The organism is Pseudomonas auratipiscis (assembly GCF_036324085.1).
GTDB classification, from domain to species: domain Bacteria; phylum Pseudomonadota; class Gammaproteobacteria; order Pseudomonadales; family Pseudomonadaceae; genus Aquipseudomonas; species Aquipseudomonas auratipiscis.
Genome location: NZ_JAZDCU010000024.1, coordinates 39,589 through 54,360, shown reverse-complemented (window position 1 = coordinate 54,360; position 14,772 = coordinate 39,589). Strand labels below are relative to the sequence as shown.

General features: G+C 59.8%; 11 protein-coding genes. 8 read left to right on the top strand and 3 right to left on the bottom strand.

The window, feature by feature from the left end; translation table 11 throughout:
- The first annotated feature begins 3 nt into the window (after nucleotides 1-3).
- The 8 genes from V0R60_RS24200 (at nucleotide 4) to V0R60_RS24165 (ending at nucleotide 9,250) form a co-directional block, all read left to right on the top strand.
- Nucleotides 4-264 (top strand): YeaC family protein, encoded by a 261-nt coding sequence (locus V0R60_RS24200; RefSeq protein WP_136475231.1) that lies wholly within the window; start codon nucleotides 4-6, stop codon nucleotides 262-264.
- Nucleotides 261-1,091 carry a DUF2797 domain-containing protein gene (locus V0R60_RS24195; RefSeq protein ID WP_330080831.1) on the top strand — a complete coding sequence of 277 codons (831 nt, stop codon included), beginning with the start codon at nucleotides 261-263 and terminating at the stop codon, nucleotides 1,089-1,091. The genes V0R60_RS24200 and V0R60_RS24195 overlap by 4 nt, the downstream gene beginning before the upstream one ends.
- Nucleotides 1,092-1,103: 12 nt before the next feature.
- Complete coding sequence (pepN, locus tag V0R60_RS24190; protein ID WP_330080830.1) at nucleotides 1,104-3,761, top strand: aminopeptidase N; 2,658 nt, start codon at nucleotides 1,104-1,106, stop codon at nucleotides 3,759-3,761.
- Between the two features lie 256 nt (nucleotides 3,762-4,017).
- A complete protein-coding gene (locus tag V0R60_RS24185; RefSeq protein ID WP_136475234.1) occupies nucleotides 4,018-5,064 on the top strand; it encodes a WD40/YVTN/BNR-like repeat-containing protein in 1,047 nt (348 codons plus the stop codon).
- 20 nt (nucleotides 5,065-5,084) lie between these two features.
- Nucleotides 5,085-7,466: an efflux RND transporter permease subunit gene (locus V0R60_RS24180; RefSeq protein ID WP_136478895.1), complete on the top strand. Its 2,382-nt coding sequence runs from the start codon at nucleotides 5,085-5,087 to the stop codon at nucleotides 7,464-7,466.
- 87 nt (nucleotides 7,467-7,553) lie between these two features.
- Nucleotides 7,554-7,844, top strand: a complete 291-nt coding sequence (locus V0R60_RS24175) for a DUF5629 family protein (protein ID WP_136475235.1) — start codon at nucleotides 7,554-7,556, stop codon at nucleotides 7,842-7,844.
- Nucleotides 7,810-8,946, top strand: a complete 1,137-nt coding sequence (locus V0R60_RS24170) for a lactonase family protein (protein ID WP_330080829.1) — start codon at nucleotides 7,810-7,812, stop codon at nucleotides 8,944-8,946. The genes V0R60_RS24175 and V0R60_RS24170 overlap by 35 nt, the downstream gene beginning before the upstream one ends.
- Before the next feature lie 121 nt (nucleotides 8,947-9,067).
- On the top strand, nucleotides 9,068-9,250 hold the full coding sequence (locus V0R60_RS24165) for a hypothetical protein (protein ID WP_136475237.1): 183 nt from the start codon (nucleotides 9,068-9,070) through the stop codon (nucleotides 9,248-9,250).
- A 36-nt stretch (nucleotides 9,251-9,286) separates the two neighbouring features.
- Here V0R60_RS24165 and V0R60_RS24160 read toward each other — a convergent pair whose 3' ends face one another.
- The 3 genes from V0R60_RS24160 to V0R60_RS24150 are packed head-to-tail and all read right to left on the bottom strand — an operon-like array spanning nucleotide 9,287 to nucleotide 14,762.
- Nucleotides 9,287-9,880 carry a glutathione S-transferase gene (locus tag V0R60_RS24160; protein ID WP_136475238.1) on the bottom strand — a complete coding sequence of 198 codons (594 nt, stop codon included), beginning with the start codon at nucleotides 9,878-9,880 and terminating at the stop codon, nucleotides 9,287-9,289.
- Nucleotides 9,877-13,524, bottom strand: coding sequence for an AAA family ATPase (locus V0R60_RS24155; RefSeq protein ID WP_330080828.1), 3,648 nt, complete (start codon nucleotides 13,522-13,524; stop codon nucleotides 9,877-9,879). The genes V0R60_RS24160 and V0R60_RS24155 overlap by 4 nt, the downstream gene beginning before the upstream one ends.
- Entirely contained in the window at nucleotides 13,521-14,762 is a 1,242-nt protein-coding gene (locus V0R60_RS24150; protein WP_136475240.1) for an exonuclease SbcCD subunit D C-terminal domain-containing protein, read from the bottom strand. The genes V0R60_RS24155 and V0R60_RS24150 overlap by 4 nt, the downstream gene beginning before the upstream one ends.
- Nucleotides 14,763-14,772: the final 10 nt, after the last annotated feature.

Genomic DNA, 14,772 nt, shown 5'->3' with positions numbered 1-14,772 from the left:
GCTATGTCCACTTTTGCGCAAATGATCGAAAACATCACCCCGGAAATCTACGCGAGCCTGAAACAGGCCGTGGAACTGGGCAAATGGGCGGACGGGCGCAAGCTCACCACCGAGCAGAAAGAACTGTCGCTGCAAGCGGTGATTGCCTGGGAAATGCAGAATTTGCCTGAAGATCAGCGCACCGGCTACATGGGCGCGCAGGAATGCGGGTCGAAGTCGGCGCCAGTCGAGAACATCCTGTTCAAGTCGGATGCGATCCATTGATCGAACTTGGCCGCGGCTCCATCAGTAAAATGTCGGCGCGTCTCGACGCGCCTGTGGTGCAGTACGCTTTTCGTCTGGGTGAGCAGGAAGTGCCGGTCAATCCGCTGATCGGCAAGACCCTGCGCCTGGAATACCTCGGTGCCATTCATTGCAACCACTGCGGTCGCAAGACCAAGACCAGCTTCAGCCAGGGCTACTGCTACCCGTGCATGACCAAGCTGGCCCAGTGCGATGTGTGCATCATGGCTCCAGAGAAATGCCACTACGATCAAGGCACCTGCCGCGAGCCCTCCTGGGGCGAGCAGTTCTGCATGACTGATCATGTGGTTTACCTGGCCAACTCTTCCGGTATCAAGGTCGGCATTACCCGTGCCACCCAGTTGCCGACGCGGTGGCTCGACCAAGGTGCAAGCCAGGCCTTGCCCATCGTGCGGGTCGCCACCCGCCAGCAGTCGGGGCTGGTCGAGGACCTGTTCCGTAGCCAGGTTGCAGATCGCACCAACTGGCGGGCACTGCTCAAGGGCGATGCCGTGGCGGTAGACCTGCTGGCGATCCGCGATCAGTTGTTCGACAGCTGCGCAGAAGGCCTGAGCTCACTGCAGGAGCGGTTCGGCTTACAGGCCGTGCAACCGTTGAGTGATGCCGAAGTGGTGGAAATTCGCTACCCGGTCGAGGCTTATCCAAGCAAGATCGTCAGCTTCAATCTGGACAAGAACCCCGTGGCTGAGGGCACGCTGCTGGGCATCAAGGGCCAGTACCTGATCTTCGATACCGGTGTGATCAATATTCGCAAATACACGGCGTATCAGCTCGCCGTGCATCAGTAAAAGGACCGCCACATGCGTACCGAACAGCCGCAAGTGATCTACCTCAAGGACTATCAGGCCCCCGACTACCTGATTGACGAGACGCACCTGACCTTCGAACTGTTCGAGGACCACACCCTGGTTCACGCGCAGTTGGTCATGCGCCGCAACCCCGCTCGCGGGGCCGGTTTGCCGCCGCTGGTGCTCGATGGTCAGCAACTTGAGTTGCTGGCTGTTTCCATGGATGACCACGCCTTGCAAGCGGCTGATTACCAGCTCGATGACAGCCACCTGACGCTGCAGCCCAACGCTGCCAGCTTCAAGTTGGACACCAGCGTAAAGATCCACCCGGAGAGCAACACGGCGCTCGAAGGCCTGTACAAATCCGGCAACATGTTCTGCACCCAGTGCGAGGCCGAGGGTTTTCGCAAGATTACCTACTACCTCGATCGCCCGGACGTGATGAGCAAGTTCACCACCACGGTGATTGCCGAGCAGCATCGCTACCCGGTGCTGCTGTCCAACGGCAACCCGGTGGGCAGCGGGCCGCAGGAGGATGGCCGGCACTGGGCGACCTGGGAAGACCCGTTCATGAAACCGGCCTACCTGTTTGCGCTGGTGGCGGGTGACCTGTGGTGTGTCGAAGACACGTTCACCCGTCAGTCGGGCCGCGACGTGACCCTGCGCATTTATGTCGAGCCGGAAAACATCGACAAGTGCCAGCACGCCATGACCAGCCTGAAAAAGTCCATGCGCTGGGACGAAGAGGTCTACGGTCGCGAGTACGACCTGGACATCTTCATGATTGTTGCGGTCAACGACTTCAACATGGGGGCGATGGAAAACAAGGGCCTGAACATTTTCAACTCCAGTTGCGTGCTGGCCCGTGCCGAAACCGCTACCGACGCCGCGCACCAGCGAGTCGAGGCGGTCGTCGCCCACGAATACTTCCACAACTGGTCGGGTAACCGGGTGACCTGCCGCGACTGGTTCCAATTGTCGCTCAAGGAAGGCTTCACGGTGTTCCGTGATTCGGAGTTCAGTGCCGACATGAACTCGCGTACGGTCAAGCGCATCGAAGATGTGGCCTACCTGCGTACCCACCAGTTTGCCGAAGATGCCGGTCCCATGGCTCACGCCGTGCGCCCGGAAAGCTTCATCGAAATCTCCAACTTCTACACCCTGACGGTTTACGAAAAGGGCTCGGAAGTGGTGCGTATGGTGCGCACGCTGCTGGGTGCCGAAGGTTTCCGCAAGGGCAGTGATCTGTACTTTGAGCGCCATGATGGCCAGGCAGTGACCTGCGACGACTTCATCAAAGCCATGGAAGATGCCAACGGCGTCGACCTGACCCAGTTCAAGCGCTGGTACACGCAGGCAGGTACGCCGCGGCTGGCGGTCAGCGAGTCCTACGACAGCGCCGCACAGACCTACAGCCTGACCTTCCGTCAGAGCTACCCGGCAACTCCGGACAAGGTCGAGAAGCAACCATTCGTGATTCCGGTTGAGCTGGGCCTGCTCGACGCCCAGGGCAACGACATCGAACTGCGCCTGCAAGGTGAAGCGGCTGCCGTCGGCACCTCGCGGGTATTGTCGGTGACCGAGGCTGAGCAGACGTTTACCTTCGTCGATATCGCGGCCAAGCCGCTGCCGTCGCTGTTGCGTGGTTTCAGCGCACCGGTGAAGCTGAGCTTCCCCTACGACCGCGATCAGCTGATGTTCCTCATGCAGCATGACAGCGACGGCTTCAACCGCTGGGAAGCGGGTCAGCAATTGTCGGTGCAGGTGCTTCAGGAACTGATTGCCCAGCATCAGCAGGGCGCAGCCCTGGTACTCGACCAGCGTCTGCTCACCGCCTTGGCCACAGTGTTGGCCAACGAGCAACTGGACCAGGCCATGGTCGCCGAGATGCTCTCGCTGCCGAGCGAGGCGTACCTCACTGAAATCAGCGAAGTGGCGGATGTCGATGCCATTCATGCGGCCCGTGAGTTCGCGCGCAAGCAGATCGCCGATCAGCTGTTCGACGCGTTGTATGCACGTTATCAGGCAAACCGCGGGGTCTCGCGCACCACCGAGTATGTCGCCGCGGCCGAACATTTCGCCCGTCGCAGCCTGCAGAACATTGCGTTGTCGTACCTGATGCTCAGTGGCAAGCCAGAAGTACTGGCTGCGACCCTGGAGCAGTTCGACGCTTGTGACAACATGACCGAACGCCTGACGGCGTTGGCCGTGCTGGTCAACTCGCCATTCGAAACCGAGCGGGCCAAGGCGCTGGAGGTCTTCGCTGAGACCTTCAAGGACAACCCACTGGTCATGGACCAATGGTTCAGCGTACAGGCGGGCAGCACCCTGCCGGGTGGTCTGGCGCGGGTCAAGGCACTGATGCAGCACCCAGCCTTCACCTTGAAGAACCCGAACAAGGTTCGTGCCTTGATCGGCGCCTTTGCCGGGCAGAACCTGATCAACTTCCACGCCGCTGATGGCTCCGGCTACCGTTTCCTGGCGGACCTGGTGATCGAGCTCAATGCGCTCAACCCGCAGATTGCCTCGCGTCAGTTGGCGCCGCTGACCCGCTGGCGCAAGTACGAAAGTGCCCGTCAGGCCCTGATGAAGTCAGAGCTCGAACGCATCCTCGCCTCGGGTTCGCTGTCCAGTGATGTCTATGAAGTGGTCAGCAAAAGCCTGGCTTGACCGCCTTGTGAAACAAGCGGGTTTACCTGGTCACGGCCGCTATGCGGACGTGACCAGGTAAACACTTGAGCCTGCTTTTGATTTTGATCTATCTGCTTGTTGTACCCCGCTTAACAAAACATAACGTCCCGTTCGTTGTCAGCCCTTCACAAACCCCGATAGGATGGCTCCCAGCTATTGCGGGGCTCTGGAACACGGTTTTTGGCAGTGCCTGCAAATAGATTGACCCAAATAACAATAATCGGGGAACAGATCTATGACCGAGCCATATATGGCAGGTACCGGTGGCGCATTGCACGCGCGCCCATGGACGTTGGCCGCCAGCGCTGCGCTGGTGCTGGCAATGGGGCTGTGGGCCAATACCGTCGAAGCGGCAACGTCTGCAGCGCCGGTTTACTCCACTGAATCGGCCAAGGCCGAAAAGAGCCTGTTGCTGGACGTGACCCGCGCAGGTGCTCGCTTGATCGCGGTTGGCGATCGCGGCCATATTCTCTTCTCCGATGACCAGGGCAAATCCTGGACCCAATCCAAGGTGCCGACCCGGCAACTGCTGACTGCTGTGTATTTTGTCGACGACAAACACGGCTGGGCTGTTGGCCATGACGCGCAGGTTCTGGTCAGCGCTGATGGCGGCGTCACCTGGACCAAGCAATTTGAAGACCTGAAGCGCGAAGCACCGTTGCTCGATGTCTGGTTCAAAGACCGCGACAACGGCTTTGCCGTGGGCGCCTACGGTGCGTTGCTGGAAACCACCGACGGTGGCAAGCAATGGAACGATGTGGCTGAGCGCCTGGACAACGAAGATCAACTGCATCTCAACGGCATCGCTCAAGTGAAGGACGCTGGCCTGTTCATTGTCGGTGAACAAGGCACGATGTTCCGCTCCGGTGATGACGGCCAGACCTGGCAGAAGCTCGAGGGCCCTTATGAAGGCTCACTGTTCGGTGTGATCGGAACCGCTCAGCCACGTACGTTGCTGGCCTACGGCTTGCGCGGCAACCTCTACCGTTCCACGGATTTCGGCGACAACTGGCAAAAGATCGAACTGCAAGGCGCGCGCGGTGCTCTCGAATTTGGCCTGGCAAGCGCTACGCTTCTCGATGATGGCAGCCTGGTACTCGTGGGCAATGGCGGTAGCGTCCTGCGCAGCACTGACGACGGCCAGACCTTTAGCGTTTTCAACCGTTCCGATCGTATCGCCCTGGCGGGCGTCACGGGCAAGAACGGCGGTGGCCTGGTGCTGGTTGGCCAGGGTGGTGTGCATCTGGCCTCGGCCCAAGGCGCCGAAGGGGTGCAGCCATGACTCAGCAGGAGCAGTTCAACATGAATCAGCAGCAACACCATCAGGATAAGGCGACGCTGCTCGAGCGTCTGATCTTCAACAACCGCCCGGTGGTGATTCTGATCTGCCTGCTGGTCAGTGTGTTCCTGTTCTGGCAGGCCACGCAGATTCGTCCATCGACCAGTTTCGAGAAAATGATTCCGCTCGAGCATCCTTTCATCGAGAAGATGCTCGAACACCGCAATGACCTGGCCAACCTGGGCAACACCGTGCGCATCTCGGTGGAAGCCACAGATGGCGATATCTTCAGCAAGGACTATATGGAGACCTTGCGCCAGATTCACGACGAGGTCTTCTACATTCCCGGCGTTGACCGTTCCGGGCTCAAGTCGCTATGGAGCCCGAGTGTTCGCTGGACCGAGGTAACCGAGGAAGGTTTCGCCGGCGGCGAGGTCATCCCCAACACCTACGACGGTTCGGCTGATAGCCTGGAGCAACTGCGTAATAACGTACTCAAGTCCGGACAGGTCGGACGCTTGGTTGGCAACAACTTCAAGTCGAGCATTATCGACGTGCCGTTGCTGGAGTCTTATCCAGACCCGCAAGACCAGAGCAAGTTGATCAAGCTCGACTACCAGCAGTTCTCCCACCAGTTGGAAGAGAAGATCCGCGACAAGTTCCAGGCTCAGAATCCCAATGTCAAAGTGCACATTGTCGGTTTTGCCAAAAAGGTCGGTGACCTGATCGATGGCCTGCTGATGGTGGTGATGTTCTTTGGCATTGCCCTGGTAATCACTTGGGTGCTGCTGTACTGGTTCACCTGGTGTATCCGCAGCACCATTGCCGTATTGATCACGACGCTGGTCGCCGTGGTCTGGCAACTGGGGCTGATGCATGCGGTGGGCTTCGGGCTCGATCCCTATTCGATGCTGGTGCCGTTCCTGATCTTCGCTATCGGTATTTCCCACGGTGTGCAGAAGATCAACGGTATCGCCTTGCAATCGAGTGATGCCGATAACGCCCTGACGGCTGCACGCCGTACGTTCCGGCAATTGTTCCTGCCGGGGATGATCGCGATTCTTGCCGATGCAGTGGGTTTCATCACCTTGCTGATCATCGACATTGGCGTGATCCGGGAACTGGCCATTGGCGCCTCCATCGGTGTCGCGGTAATCGTGTTCACCAACCTGATTCTGCTGCCGGTGGCGATTTCCTATGTCGGTATCAGCAAGAAGGCCATTGAGCGCAGCAAAAAGGACGCGACTCGTGAGCATCCGTTCTGGCGCCTGCTGTCGAACTTCGCCAGCGCCAAAGTTGCACCGGTGTCCATCGTCCTGGCCCTTCTGGCCTTCGGTGGTGGCCTGTGGTACAGCCAGAATCTGAAGATCGGCGACCTTGACCAGGGCGCACCGGAACTGCGTCCGGACTCGCGCTACAATAAGGACAACAGCTTCATCATCGATAACTACTCGACCAGTTCGGATGTGTTGGTGGTAATGGTCAAGACCCCGACCGAGGGTTGCTCGATCTACTCGACCATGGCGCCGATCGACGAGTTGATGTGGAAGATGGAGAACACCCCGGGCGTGCAGTCGGCAATTTCCCTGGTCACTGTGTCCAAGCAGATGATCAAGGGTATGAACGAAGGCAACCTGAAATGGGAAAGCCTGTCGCGTAACCCGGATGTACTCAATAGCTCGATTTCCCGTGCAGATGGCCTGTACAACGCCGACTGCTCGCTAGCACCGGTGCTGGTGTTCCTCAACGACCACAAGGCCGAGACGCTGGATCGTGCAGTAAAAGCCGTGCAGGAGTTCGCCGACACCCACAACAAGGAGGGCCTGGAGTTCCTCCTGGCGGCCGGTAACGCAGGCATCGAGGCGGCCACCAACGAAGTGATCAAATCGGCGGAACTGACCATTCTGATCCTCGTGTACATTTGCGTGGCGGTGATGTGCATGATCACCTTCCGCTCGTTCGCTGCGACCCTGTGCATCGTCCTGCCGTTGGTACTGACCTCGGTGCTGGGTAATGCGTTGATGGCCTTCATGGGGATTGGCGTGAAGGTGGCAACCTTGCCGGTAGTGGCGCTGGGTGTGGGGATTGGTGTCGACTACGGCATTTATATCTACAGTCGCCTGGAAAGCTTCCTGCGTGCCGGGCTGCCATTGCAGGAAGCCTACTACCAGACCCTCAAGTCGACTGGCAAGGCGGTGCTGTTCACCGGTCTGTGTCTGGCAATCGGCGTGTGCACCTGGATTTTCTCGGCGATCAAGTTCCAGGCCGACATGGGCCTGATGCTGACCTTCATGCTGCTGTGGAACATGTTTGGGGCGCTGTGGCTGTTGCCAGCGCTGGCGCGCTTCCTGATCAAACCAGAAAAAATGGCCGGCAAGGCCAGCAACTCGATCTTCGCGCACTAAGCGCATCGACAAGCGAGGCAAGTCGACTGGACTTGCCTCGCTATGCTTTCAGGTATCATGCATTTTTACCTGACGATACTGTGCAAAATGACAACCCTTTCCCAAGTCCTGCAAACCTGCGACATGCTCTTGATCGATGGTTTGCATGCTTTCGACTTCACCTTCGACGACAGCGGTCTGCAGATCGAGTGCATGGACGGCCGCGCCCTGAAGAAGTGGTCTTTCTCCCCTGAGCAAATCGCCGCCGCCCGTGCGCAGGGCGAGGATTGGTTGCTGGCTGCCGACACCGCCGAGCATCGACTAGTCTGTATGAGTGCCTTTCGCGCCCCGGACGAGGATGACGATGAAACGCCAGCTGACGACCCTGCTGCTAGCTAGTGCCATGAGTGTGTTGGTCAACGCCCACGGCGCGCAACTGCTGGTAGGTAGTTACACCGATGGCTCCAGCGAAGGGATCTACCGCTACGCATTCAATAGCGAAAGTGGCCAGATCGACGCCAATCCGTTGCAGGTGCTCAAAAGTGAGAATCCGTCGTGGTTGACGTTGTCGGTCGACAATCGCCTGTTGTTCGCCGTTAACGAAAATGGCGCTGGCAAGGGCCAGGCCAGCAGTTTCGCCATCAGCAAAGACGGTGGTCTGAAACCGCTCAACCAGATCAGCAGCGGCGGCGATGAGCCGACCCATGCCAGCCTCAGCCATGACCAGCGTTATCTGTTGGTTGCCAACTATGGTGTACAGCCAGATCCTGGTGGAAGCCTGAGCGTATTACCGGTAGCCAAGGATGGGAAGTTGTCCGCCTCGGTGCAGCAGGACCGACACAAGGCCAGCGGTGCAAACCCGCAGCGCCAGGCCGGGCCGCATGTGCATAGCGTGGTGCCCTCCCCAGACGGGCATTTCGTGTTTGCCAGCGACCTGGGCGCCGACAAGGTGTTCATCTATCGCTACGACGGCGCCAGTCCGAAACATCCGTTGAGCCCAGCCAACCCGCCGTCGATCGATCTGCCGCCCGGCAGCGGCCCACGTCATCTGCTGTTCAGCAGCGATGGCAAACAGGCTTACCTGACTCTGGAAATGAGCGCGCAGGTAGTGGTCTTCGAGCACAACGACGGCAAGTTGATCGAACGCCAGCGCTTGCCATTGACCGAACAGAATGATGCCTCTGCCAAGGCTGCCGGTGCCTTGCACCTTTCGGCTGACGGACGCTTTCTGTATGTCAGCAATCGGGGTACGGCCAACGAACTTCTGGTCTTCGCCGTCGATGAGGACACCGGCAAGCTGATGCAAGTGCAGCGTCGCAGCGTCGAGGGGGATCACCCGCGGGAATTCGCCCTGGATCCGACGGGCAAGTTTCTTCTGGTCGCCAATCAGAAGAGTAACGAGATTGTGGTGATACGCCGCGACCCGCGCAGCGGCATGTTGGGAGAAACCCTGCAGAAGCTGCCCCAGAGCGCGCCCTCGGATCTGAAGTTCATCGATTGACTATCGATAGCCTTGATAGTGGCTACTGCTGCAATGAATTTCTGTGCGCCGCGTCAGCGGCGTAAGTTTGAACCACGGCCTGCAACGGCCATTTCAAACCACAGACTTCGAGATCAGCGCCATGAATTTCAATCTTTTCCCTGTCATCGCCGCTTCCGCCATTTCTGCTTCGGTTGTGTTGCCTGCACACGCCCAGGTTGAAATCAGCGAGCGTAAATCCTCAACCCTCAGCTACACCCAGAAGTACCTGCAACAAAGTGCCAACTTCTACGCCGCGCTCGACCACAAGGCGCCTCTGCCTTGAGTCAACGAGTAGAAATACCAGGTGGTCGCACACATCTCATCGCGCCATGATGGCCTTGAACAGTGCCGAGTCCAGCCAGTCCTGTAGCCAGGCGCGCAGGTGAGGGTAGGGGGCACTGGCGAACCAATGCGGCTCGACCCCGGCGAACTGGCGCATTAGCGGCAGTAACGCTGCATCGGCGAGACTGGGGTGGTCGGCGAGCAGGTACGGGCGCTGGCTTAAAAGCGTTTCAAGTTCCGCAAGCCAGACCTCGGCCTGTTGACGATAGTGCTCGCGAGAATGCTGCGGGTAGCGCTCAGCGTATTTGTACAGATTGACTTGTACCTTGAAGTCCCGGTCGTTACGCGCAATCAGCGCCTCGGCTGCTTGCGCCGCCTGTGGATCGGCGTGCAGTAGCCAATCTTGGGGGTCATTCCAGGCCAAGGCCCAGCGCATGATATCCAGGCTTTCATCGAGCACCTGCTCACCCGTGCTCAATACCGGCACCGTGCCTTTGGGCGAAAGCTCAAGCAACTCTGCCGGCTTGGCCTTGAGGCTGACTTCACGAGTTTCCACCGGGCATTCGCTGTAGTGAAGCGCCAGGCGGGCACGCATGGCCCAGGGGCAACGGCGGAATGAGTAAAGAATCATCCGCTGACCTCCACGGTACTCAAGCCATTGCCCTGGCGACGTACTTGAATCTGAACCGGAATGCGTTCGTGCATTTCCTGCACGTGGGAAATTACCGCCACTTTGCGGCCTTGGGCCTGCAAGCCATCAAGGGCATCCATCGCCAATTGCAGCGACTCCGGGTCAAGGCTGCCGAAGCCTTCGTCGATGAACAGCGATTCGATGCGCAATGTGCTCGAAGCCATCGATGCCAGGCCCAGTGCCAGGGCCAGCGACACCAGGAAGGTTTCGCCGCCGGATAACGAGTGGACTGAGCGCAGTTCATCACCCATTTCGGTATCCAGCACCAACAGTCCGAGCAGACTGCCGCCGCGCTTGAGGCGATAGCGCCGTGCCAGTTGGCGCAGTTGGGCATTGGCGTGGTGTACCAGTAGGTCGAGGTTGTAGCCTTGGGCAATCTTGCGGAAGGTGTCGCCGGTAGCTGAGCCGATCAGGGCGTTGAGTCGCGCCCAGCGTTGCCACTCGCTGTAGGCCTGGGCCAGGCGCTCGGCCAAGGCCTGGTTGGCCACCTGACGACGCTGGTCGTCGGCCTGCTCGGCACGCAGTTCGGCGCAAACCTGCTCGCTGGCAGACAGTTGTTCTTGCAGCGTGAGCAGGGCTTGTTGCAGTTCTTCGGCGGGAATTTCCAGCGTGGCCAGGGCTTGGTGCTGTTCCAGGCGCTGCTGGCGTTCGGTGAGCAGGATCTGCGCTTGCTCCAGGGCCTTTTCGCTGTCCTGCAAACCCTGGCGAAGCTGACTGACGGCTTGATCATCCATGGCCAGCAGTTGTTCCAGGCCGCTGTCGTCCAGCTCTGGGTGCTGTTGGCGCCATTGCTCGATTTGCCCACGAACCTCGGCATGCTCTTGCTCCAGGGCGCTTAAACGCTCGCCCTTGGCTTTCAGTTCGGCGGTCAGTTCGATCAGTTGCGCCTGGGTTTGCTGCAATTGTTGGCCCGCCTGGGTGACTTGCTCGCGCGCCTGCTCGACAGACTGTTCCAGGTGCTGCTGCCAGTGTTCTGCACTCGATTGCTCACCGAGCAGGCCGCTCAGGCTGGCTTGACTCTGTTGTTGTTGACGCTCGAACGCGGCGAATTGCGCCTGAAGCTCTTGCTGCTTTTGCGCTCGTGCCTGTTGCTGGAGTTGAGCTTTGTCCAAGGTTTGCTGACGCTCGCTGTATTCCTCCTGCTCGTCTTTTTGCCGTTGCAGCAGTTCCAGGCGCTGGGCCAGTTGTTGGTCCAGACGCAGGAAGGCTGCTGCCGGTTCACGGCGCAGTTCGTCAAGGGTGTCAGCGGGTAACAGCGTGGCAAAGCTTGCCAGCTCCTGCTCCAGACGCTCTTGATCGGCGCCCAGGGCTTGCTGCTGTTGCTGCAGATGCTGCTGGGCCTGTTGGTCGACATCTTTAGCGGCCTGCATCTGGTGTTGCAGCCGTGCAGCGTCTTTTTGCAGGGTCAGCAGGGTGCTCTGGCGCTGTTCGTCGCGGCTGATATCGTCACTCAGGCGACGTGATTGCAGGTCCAGCCAGTTCCAGCGCTGGTCGGGTTCCTGATCGGACAGCACGCTGTACAGTGAGTGCGCCTGCAGCTTGGGGTCCAGGCCTTGCAGTTGCTCGCCCAATTGCTCCTGCTGGTGTAGGTATTCCTTGACCTGGCCATTGATGCCGCCCAACTGGGTGCGCAACTCGTCCAGTTGCTTTTTCAGCTCATCGACCGCGTTCTGGGCGTTGCGTTCTTCATCCTGATCGTATCGGCCGAGGCTCTGCAACAGGGCTTCGGGCTGATGATAGGGATGCTCCTGGCTGCCACATACCGGGCACGGCTGGTCGTTTTCAAGCTGGGCACGGAGGTCTTCGACGCTCTGGCTGCGGGCCAGTCGCTGACGTTCCAGCAGCTGCCGGGTGACCGTGAGGGATTGTTCGGCAGTCGTCAGCCGGCTCTTGGCGTCGAGGCCAGCGCTGATCAATTGTTCACGCTGCTTCAGGGCCGCCTGCTGGCGCTCGCGCAGGGCGGTGAGGCGCTGCTCGAGATCCTGCTGCTGACGCCACAGATGGTTGAGTTCGTCGACCTCGCGCTGCTGCTGGCGATTTTTCTGCAGCAGTTCGCCCAGCAGGCCGATCTGCTCTGCCATTGCTTCGGGTTCAGCTTGCGCTTCATGGTAGAGCAAGGCGATGGCGGCTCGTTGTTGCTCAAGCGCTGCGCTGCTCTGATTGACCCGGTCCTGTAGCGCGGGCAACTCGGCGCGGCCCTGGTTCAAGCGGTTGCCCAACTGCATCAGTTGCTGCAGACGATCGCGATAGGCGTTCCAGGCGTCTCCCAGGCTGGCAAGGGAGACGCTGTGCTCGAGTTGTTCGCTGATCTGACCGAGGCGCTCCTGGGTCAGGCGCTGCTGTTCGGTCAGGTGCTGCAACTGCTGCTGGCCATCGCTGCTCGCTTGGTCTGCCTGCTGCTTGAGTGATTGGCAGTTGCCAAGTTCCTCCAGCACGCGCGCCAGGGTGTTCTGTTCGGTAAAGGCCTGGCGCAGCAGGGGAGCACTTTCTGTGTGTTCGGCCAAGGCCTGGCTGAGAGCCTGCTGGGCGCTCAGTTGTTCGCTGTGCAGTTGTTGCTGACGTGCCTGTAGCTCGCCATGCTGTTGGCTTGCACTGCTGATGCTGGCTGCCAGAGGCGCGAGCTGTTGGCTCAATGCCTGCTGGCGGGAGAACTGGTGACGCTGCGGGGCAAGCTGCTCAAGGCGTGCCAGATTCAGGCGTTCGCTCTGCAGACTTGCGCTGTGTTGTTGAGCGCTGTGCAGTTGATCGGTGCTGGTGTGCACCTGGTTTTGCAGGAGCTGCAATTCATCCAGCCATGCGCGTTGCAGCTCGAGCTGACGCAGTTGCGACTGTTCGCCTTTCAGGCGTTCCAGGGCCTGGCCGTAGCGCAGGTCGAGATCGGCGCGCGCCTCGGCAGCCATCGGCATGACCCCAGCGGCTTGGTCCTTCAATGCCTTATGGGCTTCTTCGGCTTCTTTGTTCTTGCTGAAGGCACGGCGTCCCAACTGGCTGTAGACTGCTGTATTGGTGAGCTTTTCCAGCAATTCGCTGCGATCTTTGTCATCGGCTTTGAGGAAGGCGCTGAATTCGCTTTGGGCCAGCATCACGGCGCGGGTGAACTGTTCGAAGTTAAGGCCCAGGCACGCTTCGATCAATTGCTTGTATTCGCCTTTGCTCTGGTTGCTCAGCAGTTGCTCGCTGTCCAGGTCGTGCAGGCTTTGTCGGCTGCCTTGCAGCTTGCCATTGGCTCTGTCACGGGCGCGGTTGGCTTCCCAACGCGCTCGGTAGCGTCGGCCGTCGATGCCGACGAAATCGACTTCGGCAAAACCGCTGCCTGTCCCGCGACGCAACAGGGTGCGGGGATCGCTGGTGAGAATGTCACTGTCGATTTCCGGCAGCTTGGTTTCGCGACCGATATTGTTCAGGCGCGGTACCGAGCCAAACAGGGCTAGACACAAGGCATCGAGCAGGGTGCTCTTGCCGGCGCCGGTGGGTCCGGTAATGGCGAACAGGCCGGCGCTGGCCAGCGGCTCGGCGGTAAAGTCGATTTCGCACGGGCCCGCCAGGGAAGCCAGGTTCTTCAGGCGAATGGCAAGAATTTTCATGGCTGCTCCTCCTGTTGCTGAACGTCCTGTAACAACAGGGCGAAGTCGGCCAGGGTCTGTTCGTCCACCGGGTTGCCATAAGCCTGAGCCCAGGCCCGACTGAACAGTTCCTGCGGCGTCATCTGCCCAAGCTCCACCAGGGTTTGGGCGTCGATTTCTTCACCGCTGTGGTTCCCCGCGTATTCAGCACCAATACGTACAAGACGCACCGCCTTGCCGTGCAGGGCGCTTTCCAGTTGCTGGCGCAGATCCGGCTGCGGCTCGTCCAGGCGCACGCGTACTTCCAGCCAGGGCTGGCGCTGCGGGTCATCCAGCAAGTCAACCACCGGCAGTTCGGCCAGTTGTTCGAGTATCTCTGCCAGGGGGGCCGGCCCCAGTCGCTGCAGGTGAACGGCACGAGGTATCAACCTTGAGTCGACGCTGAGCAGTTGGCTGCCTTCAAGTTCGATCTCGAGAATCTGGTGCTGATAGGCGATTTCGGAAAACGACAACGGAATGGGTGAACCGCTGTAGCGGATGCGTTCTTCGCGATTGACCCGCTGGGGCTTGTGCAGGTGGCCGAGCGCGACGTAGCTGATGTCCTTGCTGAACAGACTGGCGGGCAGGGCTTCGGCATTGCCGATGATCAGGCTGCGTTCGGAGTCCTCCGAGACCGAGCCACCGGCCATGTGTGCATGGCTGATCGCGATCAGCGCCTGGCCCGGCTTGCGCCGTTCCAGCGCGGCTTCGATCAGACGCTCATGCACCTGGGCGATACCGCGCAGGTAGTCATCGCCCAGGTGCGCGCCAGTGACTTCAGCGGGTCGCAGAAAGGGCAGCGCCAGGCACCAGGCTGCCACTTTGCCACGGGCGTTGGTCAGTGGGATCAGCAGGCGATCACTGTCCAGAACGCCATCGTCAAGCCACTGCACACGGCCCAGAGCATGGGTGCGCAGGCGTCGCATCAGCGGCGCCGGCAGCTCGATGCGCGAGCCGGAGTCGTGGTTGCCGGCAATCATCACGATATTCAACTTCGGCTGCTGCTCGTGGGCCTGGACGATAAAGTCGTAGAGCCGTTCCTGGGCTTTGACCGGCGGGTTGACCGTGTCGAAAATGTCGCCCGCGATCAGCAGCGCATCCGGTTGGCGCAGTTTGAGTTGGCCAAGCAACCAGTCAAGGAAACAGCCGTGTTCGAAGTCGCGTTCCTGGCCATGCAGGGCTTGTCCCAGGTGCCAGTCGGAGGTGTGAAACAGACGCATGAAGGGTTCC

What these genes read in the sequence shown, in the direction of transcription:
- V0R60_RS24175 (WP_136475235.1), top strand. Translation starts at nt 7,554, where the DNA reads ATGACAACCCTTTCCCAAGTCCTGCAAACCTGCGACATGCTCTTGATC.
- V0R60_RS24160 (WP_136475238.1), bottom strand. Translation starts at nt 9,880, where the DNA reads ATGATTCTTTACTCATTCCGCCGTTGCCCCTGGGCCATGCGTGCCCGC.
- V0R60_RS24155 (WP_330080828.1), bottom strand. Translation starts at nt 13,524, where the DNA reads ATGAAAATTCTTGCCATTCGCCTGAAGAACCTGGCTTCCCTGGCGGGC.
- V0R60_RS24180 (WP_136478895.1), top strand. Translation starts at nt 5,085, where the DNA reads ATGAATCAGCAGCAACACCATCAGGATAAGGCGACGCTGCTCGAGCGT.
- pepN (WP_330080830.1), top strand. Translation starts at nt 1,104, where the DNA reads ATGCGTACCGAACAGCCGCAAGTGATCTACCTCAAGGACTATCAGGCC.
- V0R60_RS24200 (WP_136475231.1), top strand. Translation starts at nt 4, where the DNA reads ATGTCCACTTTTGCGCAAATGATCGAAAACATCACCCCGGAAATCTAC.
- V0R60_RS24170 (WP_330080829.1), top strand. Translation starts at nt 7,810, where the DNA reads ATGAAACGCCAGCTGACGACCCTGCTGCTAGCTAGTGCCATGAGTGTG.
- V0R60_RS24150 (WP_136475240.1), bottom strand. Translation starts at nt 14,762, where the DNA reads ATGCGTCTGTTTCACACCTCCGACTGGCACCTGGGACAAGCCCTGCAT.
- V0R60_RS24165 (WP_136475237.1), top strand. Translation starts at nt 9,068, where the DNA reads ATGAATTTCAATCTTTTCCCTGTCATCGCCGCTTCCGCCATTTCTGCT.
- V0R60_RS24185 (WP_136475234.1), top strand. Translation starts at nt 4,018, where the DNA reads ATGACCGAGCCATATATGGCAGGTACCGGTGGCGCATTGCACGCGCGC.